Origin of the sequence: Gilliamella sp. B2772, assembly GCF_026536985.1 — a bacterium.
In the GTDB taxonomy this organism is placed as follows: Bacteria; Pseudomonadota; Gammaproteobacteria; order Enterobacterales; family Orbaceae; genus Gilliamella; species Gilliamella apicola_E.
The window spans coordinates 172,535-187,958 of sequence record NZ_JAFNNB010000001.1 but is presented as its reverse complement, the minus strand read 5'-3'; the positions used below and the strand labels follow the sequence as shown (position 1 = coordinate 187,958).

The 15,424-nt window shown below is 36.6% G+C and carries 12 protein-coding genes; 3 read left to right on the top strand and 9 right to left on the bottom strand.

The window, feature by feature from the left end:
* The first annotated feature begins 1,109 nt into the window (after positions 1 to 1,109).
* Positions 1,110 to 2,126 (top strand): amidohydrolase family protein, encoded by a 1,017-nt coding sequence (locus J3T98_RS00845; RefSeq protein WP_267356954.1) that lies wholly within the window; start codon positions 1,110 to 1,112, stop codon positions 2,124 to 2,126.
* A 303-nt stretch (positions 2,127 to 2,429) separates the two neighbouring features.
* On the opposite strand, the gene rluB is transcribed toward J3T98_RS00845, so the two are convergent.
* The 4 genes from rluB to rnm all read right to left on the bottom strand — a co-directional run bounded on the left by rluB (position 2,430) and on the right by rnm (position 5,584).
* Positions 2,430 to 3,290 carry a 23S rRNA pseudouridine(2605) synthase RluB gene (rluB, locus tag J3T98_RS00840; protein WP_267330904.1) on the bottom strand — a complete coding sequence of 287 codons (861 nt, stop codon included), beginning with the start codon at positions 3,288 to 3,290 and terminating at the stop codon, positions 2,430 to 2,432.
* A gap of 42 nt (positions 3,291 to 3,332) precedes the next feature.
* On the bottom strand, positions 3,333 to 4,037 hold the full coding sequence (locus J3T98_RS00835) for a DUF3592 domain-containing protein (RefSeq protein ID WP_081299434.1): 705 nt from the start codon (positions 4,035 to 4,037) through the stop codon (positions 3,333 to 3,335).
* Between the two features lie 29 nt (positions 4,038 to 4,066).
* Positions 4,067 to 4,687 (bottom strand): L-threonylcarbamoyladenylate synthase, encoded by a 621-nt coding sequence (locus J3T98_RS00830; protein WP_267361893.1) that lies wholly within the window; start codon positions 4,685 to 4,687, stop codon positions 4,067 to 4,069.
* A 66-nt stretch (positions 4,688 to 4,753) separates the two neighbouring features.
* A complete protein-coding gene (gene rnm, locus J3T98_RS00825) occupies positions 4,754 to 5,584 on the bottom strand; it encodes an RNase RNM (RefSeq protein WP_267361892.1) in 831 nt (276 codons plus the stop codon).
* 70 nt (positions 5,585 to 5,654) lie between these two features.
* Here rnm and rraB point away from each other — a divergent pair, with 70 nt between their 5' ends.
* On the top strand, positions 5,655 to 6,041 hold the full coding sequence (gene rraB, locus J3T98_RS00820) for a ribonuclease E inhibitor RraB (RefSeq protein ID WP_065561915.1): 387 nt from the start codon (positions 5,655 to 5,657) through the stop codon (positions 6,039 to 6,041).
* Positions 6,042 to 6,119: 78 nt separating this feature from the next.
* Here the strand turns inward: rraB and J3T98_RS00815 are convergent, their stop codons facing one another.
* The 5 genes from J3T98_RS00815 to prfA all read right to left on the bottom strand — a co-directional run bounded on the left by J3T98_RS00815 (position 6,120) and on the right by prfA (position 13,397).
* Positions 6,120 to 8,774, bottom strand: coding sequence for a beta-N-acetylhexosaminidase (locus J3T98_RS00815; protein WP_267361891.1), 2,655 nt, complete (start codon positions 8,772 to 8,774; stop codon positions 6,120 to 6,122).
* Between the two features lie 9 nt (positions 8,775 to 8,783).
* A complete protein-coding gene (locus J3T98_RS00810) occupies positions 8,784 to 10,199 on the bottom strand; it encodes an OprD family outer membrane porin (protein ID WP_267361890.1) in 1,416 nt (471 codons plus the stop codon).
* A gap of 407 nt (positions 10,200 to 10,606) precedes the next feature.
* Positions 10,607 to 11,461 (bottom strand): 3-deoxy-8-phosphooctulonate synthase, encoded by an 855-nt coding sequence (kdsA, locus tag J3T98_RS00805; protein WP_065561962.1) that lies wholly within the window; start codon positions 11,459 to 11,461, stop codon positions 10,607 to 10,609.
* 17 nt (positions 11,462 to 11,478) lie between these two features.
* Positions 11,479 to 12,315 (bottom strand): peptide chain release factor N(5)-glutamine methyltransferase, encoded by an 837-nt coding sequence (gene prmC, locus J3T98_RS00800; RefSeq protein ID WP_267337542.1) that lies wholly within the window; start codon positions 12,313 to 12,315, stop codon positions 11,479 to 11,481.
* On the bottom strand, positions 12,312 to 13,397 hold the full coding sequence (gene prfA, locus J3T98_RS00795) for a peptide chain release factor 1 (protein WP_065561918.1): 1,086 nt from the start codon (positions 13,395 to 13,397) through the stop codon (positions 12,312 to 12,314). The genes prmC and prfA overlap by 4 nt, the downstream gene beginning before the upstream one ends.
* A gap of 347 nt (positions 13,398 to 13,744) precedes the next feature.
* On the opposite strand from prfA, the gene J3T98_RS00790 reads away from it, so the two are divergent.
* Complete coding sequence (locus J3T98_RS00790) at positions 13,745 to 14,923, top strand: carbohydrate porin (RefSeq protein ID WP_267352659.1); 1,179 nt, start codon at positions 13,745 to 13,747, stop codon at positions 14,921 to 14,923.
* Positions 14,924 to 15,424 lie beyond the last annotated feature (501 nt).

The window sequence follows — 15,424 nt, the reverse complement described above, 5'->3', positions numbered from 1 at the left end:
AATTTAAGATGGGAGCTGAACTTAGACGAATTTAAATTATAGGTTGGCCAAGTTGCCTGTTGCCTGTTGCCTGTTGAAAATTATAGAACATGTACGACAATCCTGTCAAGTAGTTTTTTGATTTATTTGAAATTTTACACTTCTAAGCTACGTTTTAGCCTCGTAACTAAACCGCGTAAAAAGTATAGTGATTGGAAAAACACGTTGCAACACTTTTTTCGCTCATTTGCGTTAACTTTAGTAAATAAGATCTAAATAGGATCAAAATGATATTTGGTTAATTGCTGTTTTAATTGAAGATGTTGCAATTACAAATCTTTAAAAATGTGATTATTGATCCTGAAAATTTTATCTTTGAGTTTAAAATCAATGACGTTGATCATTAAATAATTTTGAAATGGAATTTAGAAGATCAAAAACCCCACTCCTCAACTTTTTTATTAAAAAGATTATCCGTTTTCAACGCTTTTAAGCTGTCTTTAGATATTATTTATTGGGATTAAGAATATTGTGTAGAAGGCGTTCACTGGGTTTAATGATTGTCTATTATTGTTATGACTTGGCATTTTCTAAAGATTTTACTAATTTTTCTGAATATCACCTTGATTAGTAAACATTGGCGTTAAATTTGGTCGCGCTGTGTTGAGTTTGGAATTAACCCTTTTATTGTTTTGTGCTGATAAATTATTAAATTTGCAGTCAATACAATATTGTGACGGTATAGACTCCTCAATTATTTTTACATTGATGATGTTAATCTCATTTTTTCGACTCTCGTTAATTATTATTAAATAATCAGTTAGCTAAGTTTGGGTTATTTGTTTAGAAACTATAGACTATTTTATGGTGGTTTGGTTGGGTTAAAATCTCAAAAATAATACTTTAACCATTTCATTTGTTTAAATATTTTTTAATTTAAAGTGCTTGATCTTATCATTCAAATGATTAGAATTCTCTGCAATTTATTCAAGATTAAAGTTAACTATTTATGACAAATTGTAATTTTGCAGTCCTAAACAATAATGAATGTAAAGTAGTTTGATCCTCCTTTTTGGGGGATTTTTTTTGTCCAATTAATTTTAAAAGTAACTCAATTGTAGAGGCCCATTATGACCGATAGTAAAACCCTGTTATCAACGAGTCGAGATCAAAGTTTAAAAGCATATTTGATGAATAAAATTAAGCAAAATGGTGGTTGGGTTAATTCACATATGCACGCAGACCGTGCTTTTACCATTACGGTTGATAGTTTTGATGTCTATCAAAAACAGACGTTGATTGAGAAATGGGATACGCTTGATAAAGTAAAAGCCGCTATGAGCGAAGATGATTATTATCGCCATTTTAGCATGGCTGTTGAGCGGATGATTGAGCAAGGTGTGTCAGCAATGGGGTCGTTTGTTGATATTGATCCGATTGCTGAGGAACGGGCGATTCGAGGTGCTCTGCGGGCGCGTGAGACGTATAAAAAAGATATTACCATTAAATTAGTGAACCAAACGCTTAAGGGCGTTATTGATAAAGAGGCGCGTTATTGGTTTGATAAAGGGGCTGATTTAGTCGATATTATCGGTGGCTTGCCTCGTCGTGATGAGCGTGATCATGGTGAAGGTATGGGGCTTCTCCATTTAGATGTGTTGATGCAAACAGGTAAATCATTAGGCAAAATGGTACATGTGCATGTTGATCAATTTAATTCATCAGATGAGATCGAGACTGAGCAACTTACCGACAAAACTATTGAGCATGGTATGCATGGTAAGGTGGTCGCCATTCATAGTATTTCGATTACTGCGCATAGTTTGGAATATCGCCAGAAACTTTATCAAAAAATGAAAGAGGCAAAGATGATGGTGATTGCTTGTCCATTTGCTTGGATTGATAGTCCTCGTCGTGAAGAACATGGCCCTACTCGCAATTCTTTAACGCCTGTGGATGAACTGGCTGCTGCGGGTATTCCTGTTGCGATCGGTACGGATAATGTGAGTGATTATATGTTACCTTTTTCAACCGGTAATATGTGGGAAGAGCTTAAATTACTCGTGACGGGTTGTCGTTATACTGATTTAGATAATGTGGTGAATGTTGCAACCAAAAATGGGCGAATGGTTTTAGGGCTTGAATAATTGCCTAGAAATCTGATTTTAAATTTTTATAAAATCTCACTTTTTGTGGGATTTTTTTGTTTATAGACGATAGTTTTCATTTCTCTTTATTTTTTTATTTTTAGCTTACTTGCGTATCGTCTTTTCACTATTTAATCTGCTTTGATTAAAGTTGTAGAAATTTGAAGATAGATTATGCGTATAATTGTTTTAATTCATGGGTCTATTGATAAAAAGGGATCATCTTGATGAAAGAAGTTAAGATTGGTTGGCGGATTGATTTTTAACCCTTAAATAATATTTTATTTAAGGGTTAATCGCACTTTAAATGCGAGTTTTGCTTACGCGTTTATTCGTTCTTGGATTGAGTTTTACCCGTTTTGGAATGCGTTTTTCTGAGGTTGATTTGCTGGTAAAGCTTTTTACTTCCTCTGGTAAGCCTACTAATTGTCGTAAGTAATTAACCGAGTCTATGCCTAGTTCCATCCATGTACCCCTAGATAAGCCTTTCGGTAAGGTGATATTACCATAGCGAATTCGGAGTAATCGGCTAACTTGAACACCTACGGCTTCCCACATGCGACGGACTTCTCGGTTGCGACCTTCAGTAATAACCACATTGAACCACTGATTTAAGCCATCCCCACCTTGTGGTTTGATAGAGTTAAATGCGGCTGGACCATCTTCAAGCTGTACACCTTTGCGAAGTTGATTCAGTTGTTGGTCGGTAATATTGCCGAATACTCGTACCGCATATTCCCGTTCGATTTCATGCCTTGGGTGCATAAGGCGGTTGGCTAGTTCGCCATCGGTTGTGAAGAGTAATAATCCAGAGGTATTAATATCAAGCCGACCAATATTGATCCAGCGTGCGTTTTTTATTCGTGGTAATCGTTCAAATACGTTTGCACGACCTTGCGGATCATGGCGAGAGCAGATCTCCCCTTCTGGTTTATAGTAAGCTAGTACACGACAGACTTCTTTTTCTTTGCTTCTTAACTGGACTAAGTGGCCGTTGATGCGAATTTTAGGGTTGGCATTGACGTCAACGCGATCACCTAGCGTTGCTATTTTACCGTCAACGCTAATTTTGCCAGCTACGATCATGGCTTCAATCTCACGGCGAGAACCATTGCCTAAATTGGCTAATACTTTTTGTAATTTTTCAGAATTCAATTTTTTCATTTTGCCTCGCTACCTTCACAGGTATCTTTATCTAAAGTTGGTTTATTTTACCTTGGGTAAAAAACGTATATCGACATAATAACGTTTTGGGTTTGCTTCATCAATATAGACGGTTATTGTCTCTTGATTAATGAAAGGTTTTGGATCAAACCAAATGTTTTCACTTTTAAAAAGATGAATCTCATCGGGTGCTGTTCTGTCTTGCCACTGACTATAAATGATGTAAGGAGAGCGACCTCGGACAGTTAATGCAGTATTTTTTTCAATCGAATTTATCTTGGCTTCAATTTGTCGGCCACTTGCTAACAATGCTCGTTTTAGTTTATTTTTTTTGGATTTAAAATAAAAATAACCACCACTTGTTAAAAATAGTAGGCTTGCGAGTATGCCTAAAATTATTTCTCCAAGCCACATTGAGAAAGTATCGTTAATTTTAGCATGATCAGCGTTTTGCGGATCATAGATAATATCAACCACATCACCTTTCTGATAAGCTGAAGGATTACTACCAACATTTGATTTAACCTTTCTGACTTGTTCCTGAGTATCAACAAATTGAAAGATAGGATAATAAGATACGGATCGATTGCCATTAGAATCTTTTGAATACGACTCTTCAAAGTCAATAACGGTGCCGGTAGTACTTAGTGAAGAGTTGATAAAATTGATCTGTTTTATCGATAGATAGAGTACCAATGACATTAATCCAATACTTATAATTAAAATAAGTGCCATTATTTTCTTCATTTCTTTCCCTATATAATGTTTAATTTTTTTTATTTAAAAGGTGAAGTATCACCACTTCCTTCCCGAATAATATCAGGATAATCGTGAGTTAGATCAATAACTGTGGTTGGTTGTTCGCTGATATAGCCACCATGAACGATGGCATCAAGTTGATGACCGATTTTATCTTCTATCTCTTCAGGATCAGACTGGGCTTCATTTTCGTTAGGTAAAATTAGCGTGGTGGTCATTAAAGGTTGTCCAAGTAATTCTAGAAGCGCTAAATCTATTTTATTATCGGGAATGCGAAGTCCTATGGTTTTGCGTTTTTCGTTCATTAAGCGTCGTGGCACTTCTTTACTTGCAGGTAAGATGAAGACGTATTTTCCTGGTGTATTGTTTTTTAGCAACCGAAAAGTGGTGTTATCAACGAACGCATATGATGAGAGTTCGGATAGATCACGACACATTAAGGTGAAGTTATGGTGTTTATCAAGGTTGCGAATTTGGCAAATGCGATCTACACCATACTTGTTATCAAGCAAACAACCTAGCGAATAACCGGAATCAGTCGGAAATGCTATCACACCGCCGTCATTTAATATTTTGACAACTTGATCTAATAATCTTGTTTGTGGATTATCTGGGTGAACATAAAATGTTTGGCTCATAATATTCTTCTTTGTTGATTGCTGGTTAAAAAATGTGAGGAACGGGGTTTTTCATCACGGTTTAATTTATACCCAATCATGCCATATAGGTGTTACGCTACCCGGCAATGGTGTTGTTTTACCTAAATCAAGATAATTAACCAAATCATGAAAATCAGAGCCTTGCGAAGCCAATAACTCAAATTCATTAGCCAGTTTGGCTAGTTTTTGTAAATCATCTTGTGTTTGTCGGCTTTGTGAAACTTCAATCGCATCACCGCCGAATGTTTTAAATTCACTAATTAATAATTTTAATTTAGTTAGGGTCAAATCATAACGAGATGGGTGTGCTAATACAGCTTGTCCACCAGCAGAATGAATGGCATTAATCGCATCAGCAATACCGCAACAATTGGCCGGAACATAAGCATAACCACCTTTGCCTAGGTATTTTTTAAATGCTCGTTTCATATCTTTGACATAACCATTAGCCACTAAAAAGCGAGCAAAATGGGCTCGAGAAACGATATCGCCTTTCGAATATTGTTGGGCTTGTTGATAAGCGTCGTGAATATTGACTTTAGCCAATTTTTCACTAATGCTTATTGCTCTATCAATTCGGCCTTTTTCTTGGACTAATAACAATTCAAGCAACTGCGAATTTTCAATATCGACATTCAATCCAACAATATGAATTTCGCTATTTTTCCATATCGTCGATATCTCTACACCATGAATCAATTTTACTGGTAAGTTTTCACGCACGATAGCCTCTTTTGCTTCAGGCAAACCTTTGATCGTATCGTGATCGGTGATAGCTAGCATGTTGATTTGATTATCTGCAGCTCTTTTAACCAGTTCAGTTGGCGTTAAGATGCCATCTGATGCAGTTGTGTGCGAATGTAAGTCGACAATCACTTTTTTCTCGAAAATTATTTTTAAACGTGTAATATACCACACAATTTGCACGACCACTAAAAGGTATATTATGAAAGATCAAATTCAGCTTGCTCAGCAAGACACTCTTGCTATTATTCAGGAACTTTTAGAAGACGGTAGTGATCCACATGCTATGTATATTATTGAGCACCATATTTCATCACAAAACTTCGATCAGCTCGAAAAAGTGGCAGTAGAAGCTTATAAATTAGGCTATGAAGCAACCGATCCTGATGAGGATGTTGATGATGAAGGCAATGTTGTTATTGGTTTTGATATTATCGCTGAAAGTCCGTTAAATGCTGAGTCAATCAATAATCAAATTGCTCAGGTGATTACATTGGCAAACCAATTCGGGGTTAATTATGACGGTTGGGGAACCTACTTCGAGGATGGCAGTGATGATGATGCTGAAGATGTGGAAACTTTGCACTAATTAATCCCCCTTCTTAATCACCCTTCAACTTTTTGGGATTTATTCTTATCCGCTAAAATAGCGGATAAGAATTATATTTTACATTTTTAAGCCTACAGCCCTACTGGTTCTTTTCTGATTTGGAGAGACACTACGAACCAATACATGTTCAACATTGTTAATGGCAACGGGTCCTTTATAACGCTGCCAACTTTCGCCTTGATTAGTTGAATATTCAATGGCTAATCCCGGATAGACGATATTAGCAATGAGTTTACCATTTTCAATTTTCGCCCCCGGTGTCGGTAAGCGATAAGCAATTTTGGCTAAATCAAATTTGGATAATTCGCGTTGTCCCACTAAATTAGCAAATAATGTCCAATCTTTAAGTAATTGGTTTTGATCGACATAATGCGTCGTTCCTTTCGAAAATTCACGATCTTTTTGGTAAGCAATTTCCCAATCAGCTTGATGCCATGCTCGTTCCGCGACCGCTATTAACCTTGGATATATCATATATTCCATCTGATTATCAGTACGAACAATTTCGCTCCATAGTTGTGCTGATAAGCCGTAACTGCCAGACCAATCTAACGTGCCTTTAGCATTGAATGGGTTTCCATCACGATCAACGGATGTTTCAGCATTTTGGGGTAAGTTATTCGGCGCGAAGCTAAATATTTTACGTTCATCATTAAAACGAGTAGCCCAATAATAACCGGGTTCTAACGTATTAACTTCGTAAGGAAAATCAAGATAAACATAATCAGGATTCGATATCACTATTTGATAACCTTTGTTGGTCCATTCACTCGCTGAGTCAAAACCACCCCAGTAAAGTGTGTCCCAAAAGTTAACAGTGACTTTATCGACAGCGAAGTCTTTGGCACTTTCGGCATATTTTACGCCGTCTTGCCATGCTTGCATGTGATTGATGCCATGATTTTTAACTATTTTACTGGCTTCAATAGCAAAATAACTCGGTAGATGTTTTATATCTTTGATGGTGCCTTGTTTAACCAATGTTTGGCAGGCTTGGGATTTTGCCCACGGTAGATCTTCAATGCTTTGATCGATTAAGCCTTTACCCGTTTCTTTTGCGTGGATATCTTGATATCCCGGACCAAGTCGAATATTTTTGGCTTCATCACCGCCAAAGTGCCAAACAGTCAGTGGTTGTCCTGCTTGGTTATGCATTTTGGCAATTTCAGTGATCACTTTATCGACAAAGCGTTTAGATGAATCTAAGCAAGGATTTAGGTAACTTTTTCGATCGTAAAATTGTACCGTTGTGGTATTTGAATCATCACTTGGATCAACTAAACGAAACTCATTAGCTTCTGCTTGTTTACCTTCTTGCATTAGGCGTTGATAACGTGCTTCCATAGACACAATTGCCGCTCTGGCATGTGCTGGCATATCAATTTCAGGGATCACCTCAATAAAGCGATCTTTAGCATATTTGACAATTTCAATGTAATCATCACGACTAAAGTAGCCACTACCTAAATTATCACTATCAGGTCCTGATCCTAATTGCGGTAATAGGCATTTGTTTTCGCTCAGATCATGACAACGCTTGCTACCGACCTCGGTCAATTCCGGAAGACCTGGGATCTCAATTCGCCATCCTTCATCATCACTAAGGTGAAAATGGAATTTGTTTAATTTATAACTCGCCATTTGATCGAGTAATCTTAACATCGCTTGCTTTGTTTTAAAGTTACGTCCGGTGTCTAACATAATGCCACGATAGTCAAAGCGTGGGTAATCTTCGACTTTTAGCATAGCAATGGTTGGGTTTTCGTTAACAGGAATCAACGATAAGATCGATTCTACACCATAAAAAATTCCCCGTTCATCAAAGGCAGTTATAGTCGCTTGCTTATCGCCAATATTCAGTTGATAAGCACCTGATACGCCATTTTTAAATTTGGTCGCATCAACATTTGCTAGAATCTTATAACCTTTATCTGTTAATGGGATATTTAAATTGTTAAATTGTTGATTGAGTACGGCTAAGCTGGCGTCATTAAGTCCTTTTAATTGAAGATGAATGCCATTTTTACCAAGCTGTATATCTTTTTCAGCAAGGGTAAGTTTCACCGGCGTTGGAATAATTTGCCCGCGCATGACCTTTTTATCAAGTGGCTTAATATCGGCATTACGTTCAAATCGATTAACCGTCGTCATTAAAATATTATGATCATCGGGCGTGCGCTTCCACTGTTCACCGGTTAGGGAAACAAAATCATCCAATTCAGTATTACTGATCACTTTTGGTGTGGCGTCGGTGGATGTTACATACCAACGAGGGATAACATCCGATTCGCTTAACTGCCAATACTCACCAATAATAGGTATATCTATGCTGGCTTTAGCCGGAAATCCGGTAAATTTTTCAGTTGGCTCTATTTTATGAAGATCACCGGTAAGATGAGTGATTTTGAATTGATCATTGTCAACCGCCAATATCATTCTGATACTACTAAAATAGATTGCCCAATCTTTGTCGTTGATAGCTTCGCCATCATTGTTTAACGAGATTGTGGCTTTGAAACAAGATGCCCAATCAGCACCTAAAATTGCACAATCAACACCATGTTCACCAGCTTGATTATCAACAATAGTATATTTGACACTAAGCTTTGAACTTATTTCATCAACAATTTTCTGAGAAGCGTAAGCCGAAGAAGCTACTCCAAAACTTAGCAGAGAAACGATTGAAGTAAACAATATTTTAGATTTTTTCATAATATTTCCCTATTTTTGCTTTGCTTGAAACACAGTGAAAGGTATTGTGACAATAAACTTGATATCTCGTTCATCTTGGAAAATGTTGCCATATCCACCACCCCAACTGTTGATATGATTTTCATGGTTATTATATTTGGTGTAATGTAATTGGAAAGAGGTGTCCTTAGCCCAAGTGTCTTGAATAGTGTAGCCTAAATCAAAATTGTAAGCTGATTCAACTAAGCGATTCTTTTGATTTTTTGCTATTGAATTTGGTTTTGCATCCCAACCAAAAGCATAAGATGCCCCCGTTCTCCAGCCGGTTAGATACGTTGATAGATTCCCTAAGTCATAAGTCACTTCAGCAAATAGGGCTTTTTCACCATTAGCATTAAAGTCCGATCGTGAGTTCCACCAAACATCTAGTCGTCCATTAGATGAAGCATAATCTGGCGTCATACGTTGTAAAAAGAAGCCTTGTTTACCTTCAGCCTTAATTGCTACCCCTTCAAGGCGTAAACCAACTGGTCCAACTTGGTAAGCTAATGTTGCTGCTTGTAACCATGCTAAGCCGTCATAGACCTTATCCCCTTTATGAGACTGGTCTTTGGCGCCATAAAATTGATAACTCATGGTTAACGGATTATCAAGCATGTCTGTTTTATAAGATGCTTTACCAAAATATTGATTCATGTAATTTTTGGCTTGACCAAAGGCGGTTTCTAACACTAAATCATTTTTAAAGTCATATTTCAAACCGGCTGAGTGTAGATAATCAATCTTCTTCCCTTTTCCCCATTGTTTAAATTCATAAAGGCGTTTGTACCATGGGGCTTTATATTTATCTGTCCACATATAAGACATCGATAAGGCACCAGCTTGATCAAAATCGAGCGTTGTGCCTAATTCAAAACCTCGATAAGTACCCGGTAATAAACTCCAGTGAGGGGCTAATAGTGTTTGACCAGATGGCTGAATAAAACCGGCTTTTAGCCAAAATAATTCATCTTGCTTAAAATTGACCTGTGCTTTATAAAAGCTCACACCACTGACATCTTTTTTCCAATCCTCACCCCAGCGGGTGCGTGCGCCACTAAAACCAATTTCATTAGGATGACCATTGCCACCGTTACTGACTTCCCATGCACCATATCCGCCCAGTTCAATACCAAGGTGATCAGCAATATAGCCTGATCTAAAATCTAAATTTGTGTTGAATGATGAGTGCCTGAGGTTTTTTTCATATTTATGTTCTTCAATATTTTTTCTTTCTCGATCACGATTCCAAAAAAATACGTTACCGGTTAATGATGCATCATCAATAAATTCACTAGCATACTGAGCTTGTGCGGGGCATATACTGGTTAAAATGGTTATCGATAAAAAAAGTTTAGTAAAATGATTAAAACGATAGGGTAAACCAAGTGCATTATCCAGACTCATAATTTCATTCCCATATTTATATAACTGACCGCTAAATTGCTTTAATCGGATGCTATAAGCCAAACTAAATTCGTTATTACTTTGAATTGCTTTCTAAACTACGAAACATATTTAGGTGGAGATTGGACAAATATGCATTTTTATAATGCATAAACATATTTTAGTTCGCAAATTAATTAATCTAAATTCGTGATCTAAATCACCAAAATGATGAGAATTCGGCTTATTTTTGTGGGATTTTTGGCTCTTTTTTTACGTGATAAATTAATCAAGCTCTATTTTTTTGATGGTTTTTAAGTCATGAAATTATGGGCAGAATTAGTCATGAAATGAATAAGTTTAATGGGGTGAGTAATAGGTAAAAAAAGAGAAATGTATAACATTTCTCTTAGGAATTGATAGCGCAATTAGTTTTCAGTATCTAGCTCTTCAAAACTTTTTACTAATTCATCAATGGCTTTCATCTGTTTTAAGAATGGTTCAAGTTTTGCTAACGGTAATGCTGATGGACCATCACATTTTGCATGACTTGGATCAGGATGTGATTCTAAGAATAATCCAGCAATACCTACCGCCATCCCTGAACGAGCTAATTCAGTAACTTGACCACGACGACCACCTGACGCAGCCCCCATTGGATCACGACATTGTAGCGCATGAGTTACATCAAAAATCACTGGCGAACCTTTGCTAACTTTTTTCATTACGTTAAAGCCAAGCATATCAACAACAAGGTTGTCATAACCAAAGCAGCTACCACGATCACAAAGGATAACTTGGTCATTACCCGCTTCTTCAAATTTTTCGACAATATTGCCCATTTGTCCTGGGCTAACAAATTGTGGTTTTTTGACATTGATTACCGCACCAGTTTTCGCCATTGCAACAACTAGGTCTGTTTGTCTTGCCAAAAAAGCAGGTAATTGAATAACGTCAACGACATCGGCAACGGGTTGGCACTGCTCTTCGGTATGAACGTCAGTGATAATTTTTATACCAAATTGCTGTTTTAATTCTTGAAAGATTTTCATCCCCTCTTCTAACCCAGGTCCTCGATAAGAGTGAACTGATGAGCGATTAGCTTTGTCAAAAGAGGCTTTGAAAATATAAGGAATATTCAGTTTATCGGTTACTGTGACATAATGTTCACAAATTTTCATGGCTAAATCACGTGATTCAAGCACATTCATACCACCAAATAATACAAACGGTAAATCATTAGCTACCGTGATATTACCTACTTTTACTTTTTTTTGTTTAATCATAAACTCATTCCTAGTTAAGGTTTAAACCAACGACCAAGTGTGACTCTGTCATTGCCACTGTAATCGGTGAAGGTTTCGACTAATTGAAATCCGTGTTGTTTAAAAATAGTTTGCACCGCTAAGCCCTGTTTCCAACCATGCTCGATTAGCAGCCAACCATATTGATTTAAATGTTTAGTAGCGCCTTGTACTATGACTTTAATATCGGCAAGTCCATCATCTTCAGAAACCAATGCGCTACGAGGCTCATAACGAACGTCGCCTTGCGATAGATGAACATCGGTCGGGTCAATATAAGGGGGATTACTGGTAATCATAGAAAATTTACGATTTTTTATTGGTTTATACCAATCACCCAGTAAAAAGTAAACATTATTAACATCGATTTGCTTGGCATTTTTTTGAGCTAATATTAACGCATCTTTGTTTTTTTCGATTGCGGTAAATAAGCAATCAGGACGTTCAGTTGCCATGGCGATTGCTATCGCTCCGGTTCCAGTCCCTAAATCCAAAACTTCACAAGGTGCCTTTGGCAAATATTCTAAACCAAGTTCAACAAGCTTTTCAGTATCGGGGCGTGGGATTAATGTCGAGTTAGAGACATTAAATTTTAATGACCAAAATTCTTTTTCACCTGTTATGTAGGCAATTGGCTCACCTTCTTGACGTCTTTTTAAATAAGCATCTAACGCAATGACTTCATCGTCAGTTAATGATGTTTCACTAAAAGCCATTAAAAAGGTGCGTGTTCTATGAGTTACAAAACTCAATAAAATTTCTGCATCACGTTTTGGGCTTTCGCTTTCAGTTAAGGTTTGCGACGCAAATTTAAGCCATTCTAAATAGGTCATTCATCCTGTTCCGATAACGCTGCAAGCTGATCTGCTTGGTACTCTTGTACTATTGGTTCAATTAGCATATCTAATTTACCTTCCATCACTTCATCTAAGCGATAAATGGTAAGATTTATACGGTGGTCAGTAACCCGTCCTTGAGGATAGTTATATGTTCGGATACGGTCTGAACGATCACCCGAGCCTAATAAGTTACGTCTGGTTGACGCTTCTTCTTGTTGACGTTTGCGCGCTTCGGCATCTTGTATACGTGCAACTAATACAGACATCGCTTTCGCTTTGTTTTTATGTTGTGAACGTTCATCCTGACATTCAACCACAATCCCAGTTGGAATATGGGTAATACGGATTGCTGAATCAGTGGTATTAACATGCTGACCACCTGCACCGGATGAACGGTAGGTGTCAATTTTTAAATCCGCTGGATTGATTTCTGGCATTTCTGCTTCAGGAATCTCAGGTAAAACAGCAACAGTACAAGCAGATGTGTGAATACGCCCTTGTGACTCAGTTTCAGGTACGCGTTGAACACGATGTCCACCTGATTCAAATTTTAAGTGGCCATAAACACCATCACCACTGACTAACATGATCACTTCTTTATAACCGCCATATTCACCATCATTTGCACTCATGATTTCAACACGCCAGTTGCGAGATTCGGCGTATCTTGTGTACATTCTGGCTAAATCACCAGCAAAGATTGCAGCTTCATCACCACCTGTGCCCGCTCGAACTTCAACAAAACAGTTGTAGTCATCATTCGGATCTTTCGGTAACAGGAGTACTTGTAATTGTTTTTCTTGCTGTTCAACTTGAGCCATGGCTTCATTTAACTCTTCTTGAGCCATTTCACTCATTTCAGGATCAGATAGCATCATCTTGGCAGTTTCGATATCTTCTTGAGTTTGCTGCCAATTAGCAAAGCACTTAACCACATCGGTTAATTGTGCATATTCTTTTGAAAGGGTTCGAAATCGGTTTTGATCGGCAATAACCGTTGCATCAGATAGTAATGCTTGAACCTCTTCATAACGCTCTTGTAGCGTTTCCAATTTACTGATAATTGAAGGTTTCATAACTCTATATATTTGATAATGATTAATTGAATTTGCCCGGCATTATATACTTAATTGCCTTTAAAATACAGTTTCTACTTACTTATGGCTAAGCTAAACAATATTGTTAATCGTACTGTATTGGTGAGGATATGATTATTAGATTGAATAAAAAATGTTACACGTGTCACAGATTTCAATTTTGGTCATTTTAAATTTACTTAACTCCATATAACATCATTTGTAAACGATGTCATCACGAATCAATAACGCTTTTATTAAGATTGAACCACCATTTTGCTTTAAATTTTGTTATCGCATACATAAAACTGTTGTTAAATATTATAACTATTCAAGGAGTTAATTTTATGAAGAAGATGTTTATATGTAGTCTGATTGGGTTAAGTTCAATGGCAAATGCGGCTATTCAATGGGATACTCCGCAAGGACAGTTAAAGTTATATGGAGACGTCGAATTTAATGTGGATGCCGCTAGTAGCAAACAGCAACTTAGTTCTTTGAGGGAGACTGCTGATAAAAAAAATAAACCTTCTGACAAAGATCGTTGGGATATCAATGGTCGTATATTGATTGGTTTAGATGGCTATCGTGAAATTAACAACAAAAACTTTGCTGGATTCGTGGTGCAACCCTTAGCAGATTTAGGTGGTGATGTGAATCTGGATGATGCGGCATTTTATTTTGGTCAGAAAAACGAGTGGAATATTAAAATTGGTCGTTATGAAGCTTATGATATGTTCCCGCTTGGACAAGATACCTTTATTGAATATTCAGGTAATACTGCCAATGATTTATATGAAGACGGCTTTGGCTATATCTATATGTTGAAAGAGGGTCGTGGACGTAGTAATAATGGTGGCGGTATTCAATTAAATACACCGCTATTTGATAATGTCAATTTTGAGTTAAATGCATTGGTCAATAATGGCGAGAAAATGTTTAATAAATCGGCTTATCATGGTTATGAAATCGATAAGAAGAAAAATGTGGTCTATTTACGTCCAGTTTTATCTTGGAAAAATGAAAGCATTTCAACCGCAATTGCTGCCGAAACAAATGTGGTAAAAAATGCTTACGGTTATCATGATGATAACGGTAAATTCCGCGATCAATCACAAAGAACAGGTTATGGCGCGACTTTTTCATGGAACAATCAAGGCGATTGGGATGCAGCTGGATTAAGATTTAATGCCAGCTTTGCTTATATGAATGCTAAAGATGAAAAAGATATGACCATTGGCACAAATATTGTTTGGGAAAAAATCGGCTTAGGTTACTTATTTGCGAACAATGATATCAAAAAATTTAATCCATATAATCGTGTTAAAGATGGCCATATAAATAGCAAAGGTAAATATAAAATTCATACTGTTAATGCCTCATATCTAATTGATGATGTGTTAGATATGGATAATTTTAATATCTATTTAGGTGCTTATTGGTCATTACTTGATAGAAGTAAATCTCATGGCGATAACACCGATGATCGTTATGGTGCTCGTGTAAGATTTAAATACTTCTTTTAATTAGTTGAAGTAAATTCTCGATTAAGCCAGTTTAATGCTTATTTTTAAAACTGGCTTTTTTATTGCTTTTGGCTAGTTAGTTAAATGATCAACCAATTAATAATTATTAATGATATTAAAATCAAATCTTCCCTATCAATTAGAAGACTCTCATTATAAAAAAGAATTTTAGCCACATTTTTATTTTCCATAATTTTGCAAAAAAAACCTTCAAAAACCCCGCTCCTCAACTTTTTTTGATATCGTAATTTATCATTTTGCGAATAATTAGATCATTTTTAATAAATAGGATTGTTGAAATTGTAATTTTTTATTCGTACTTTCCGATAATGTGAAAAGATTTAGCGATTGAAAATCGCAGGATAATAAAAGTAGGTTAGATTATTCTGATGAATTAGATAGTTATCTCCCCCTCTTTTACTCATTTAATCGGGAAGTTTGGGAAGTTAATATTCTCAAGCAAGAAAAATAAAATGCCGTTAGTAAGCTAACGGCATTATT

What these genes read in the sequence shown, in the direction of transcription:
- J3T98_RS00835 (WP_081299434.1), bottom strand. Translation starts at nt 4,037, where the DNA reads ATGAAGAAAATAATGGCACTTATTTTAATTATAAGTATTGGATTAATG.
- rluB (WP_267330904.1), bottom strand. Translation starts at nt 3,290, where the DNA reads ATGAAAAAATTGAATTCTGAAAAATTACAAAAAGTATTAGCCAATTTA.
- rraB (WP_065561915.1), top strand. Translation starts at nt 5,655, where the DNA reads ATGAAAGATCAAATTCAGCTTGCTCAGCAAGACACTCTTGCTATTATT.
- J3T98_RS00845 (WP_267356954.1), top strand. Translation starts at nt 1,110, where the DNA reads ATGACCGATAGTAAAACCCTGTTATCAACGAGTCGAGATCAAAGTTTA.
- J3T98_RS00815 (WP_267361891.1), bottom strand. Translation starts at nt 8,774, where the DNA reads ATGAAAAAATCTAAAATATTGTTTACTTCAATCGTTTCTCTGCTAAGT.
- prmC (WP_267337542.1), bottom strand. Translation starts at nt 12,315, where the DNA reads ATGACCTATTTAGAATGGCTTAAATTTGCGTCGCAAACCTTAACTGAA.
- J3T98_RS00830 (WP_267361893.1), bottom strand. Translation starts at nt 4,687, where the DNA reads ATGAGCCAAACATTTTATGTTCACCCAGATAATCCACAAACAAGATTA.
- J3T98_RS00790 (WP_267352659.1), top strand. Translation starts at nt 13,745, where the DNA reads ATGAAGAAGATGTTTATATGTAGTCTGATTGGGTTAAGTTCAATGGCA.
- prfA (WP_065561918.1), bottom strand. Translation starts at nt 13,397, where the DNA reads ATGAAACCTTCAATTATCAGTAAATTGGAAACGCTACAAGAGCGTTAT.
- J3T98_RS00810 (WP_267361890.1), bottom strand. Translation starts at nt 10,199, where the DNA reads ATGAGTCTGGATAATGCACTTGGTTTACCCTATCGTTTTAATCATTTT.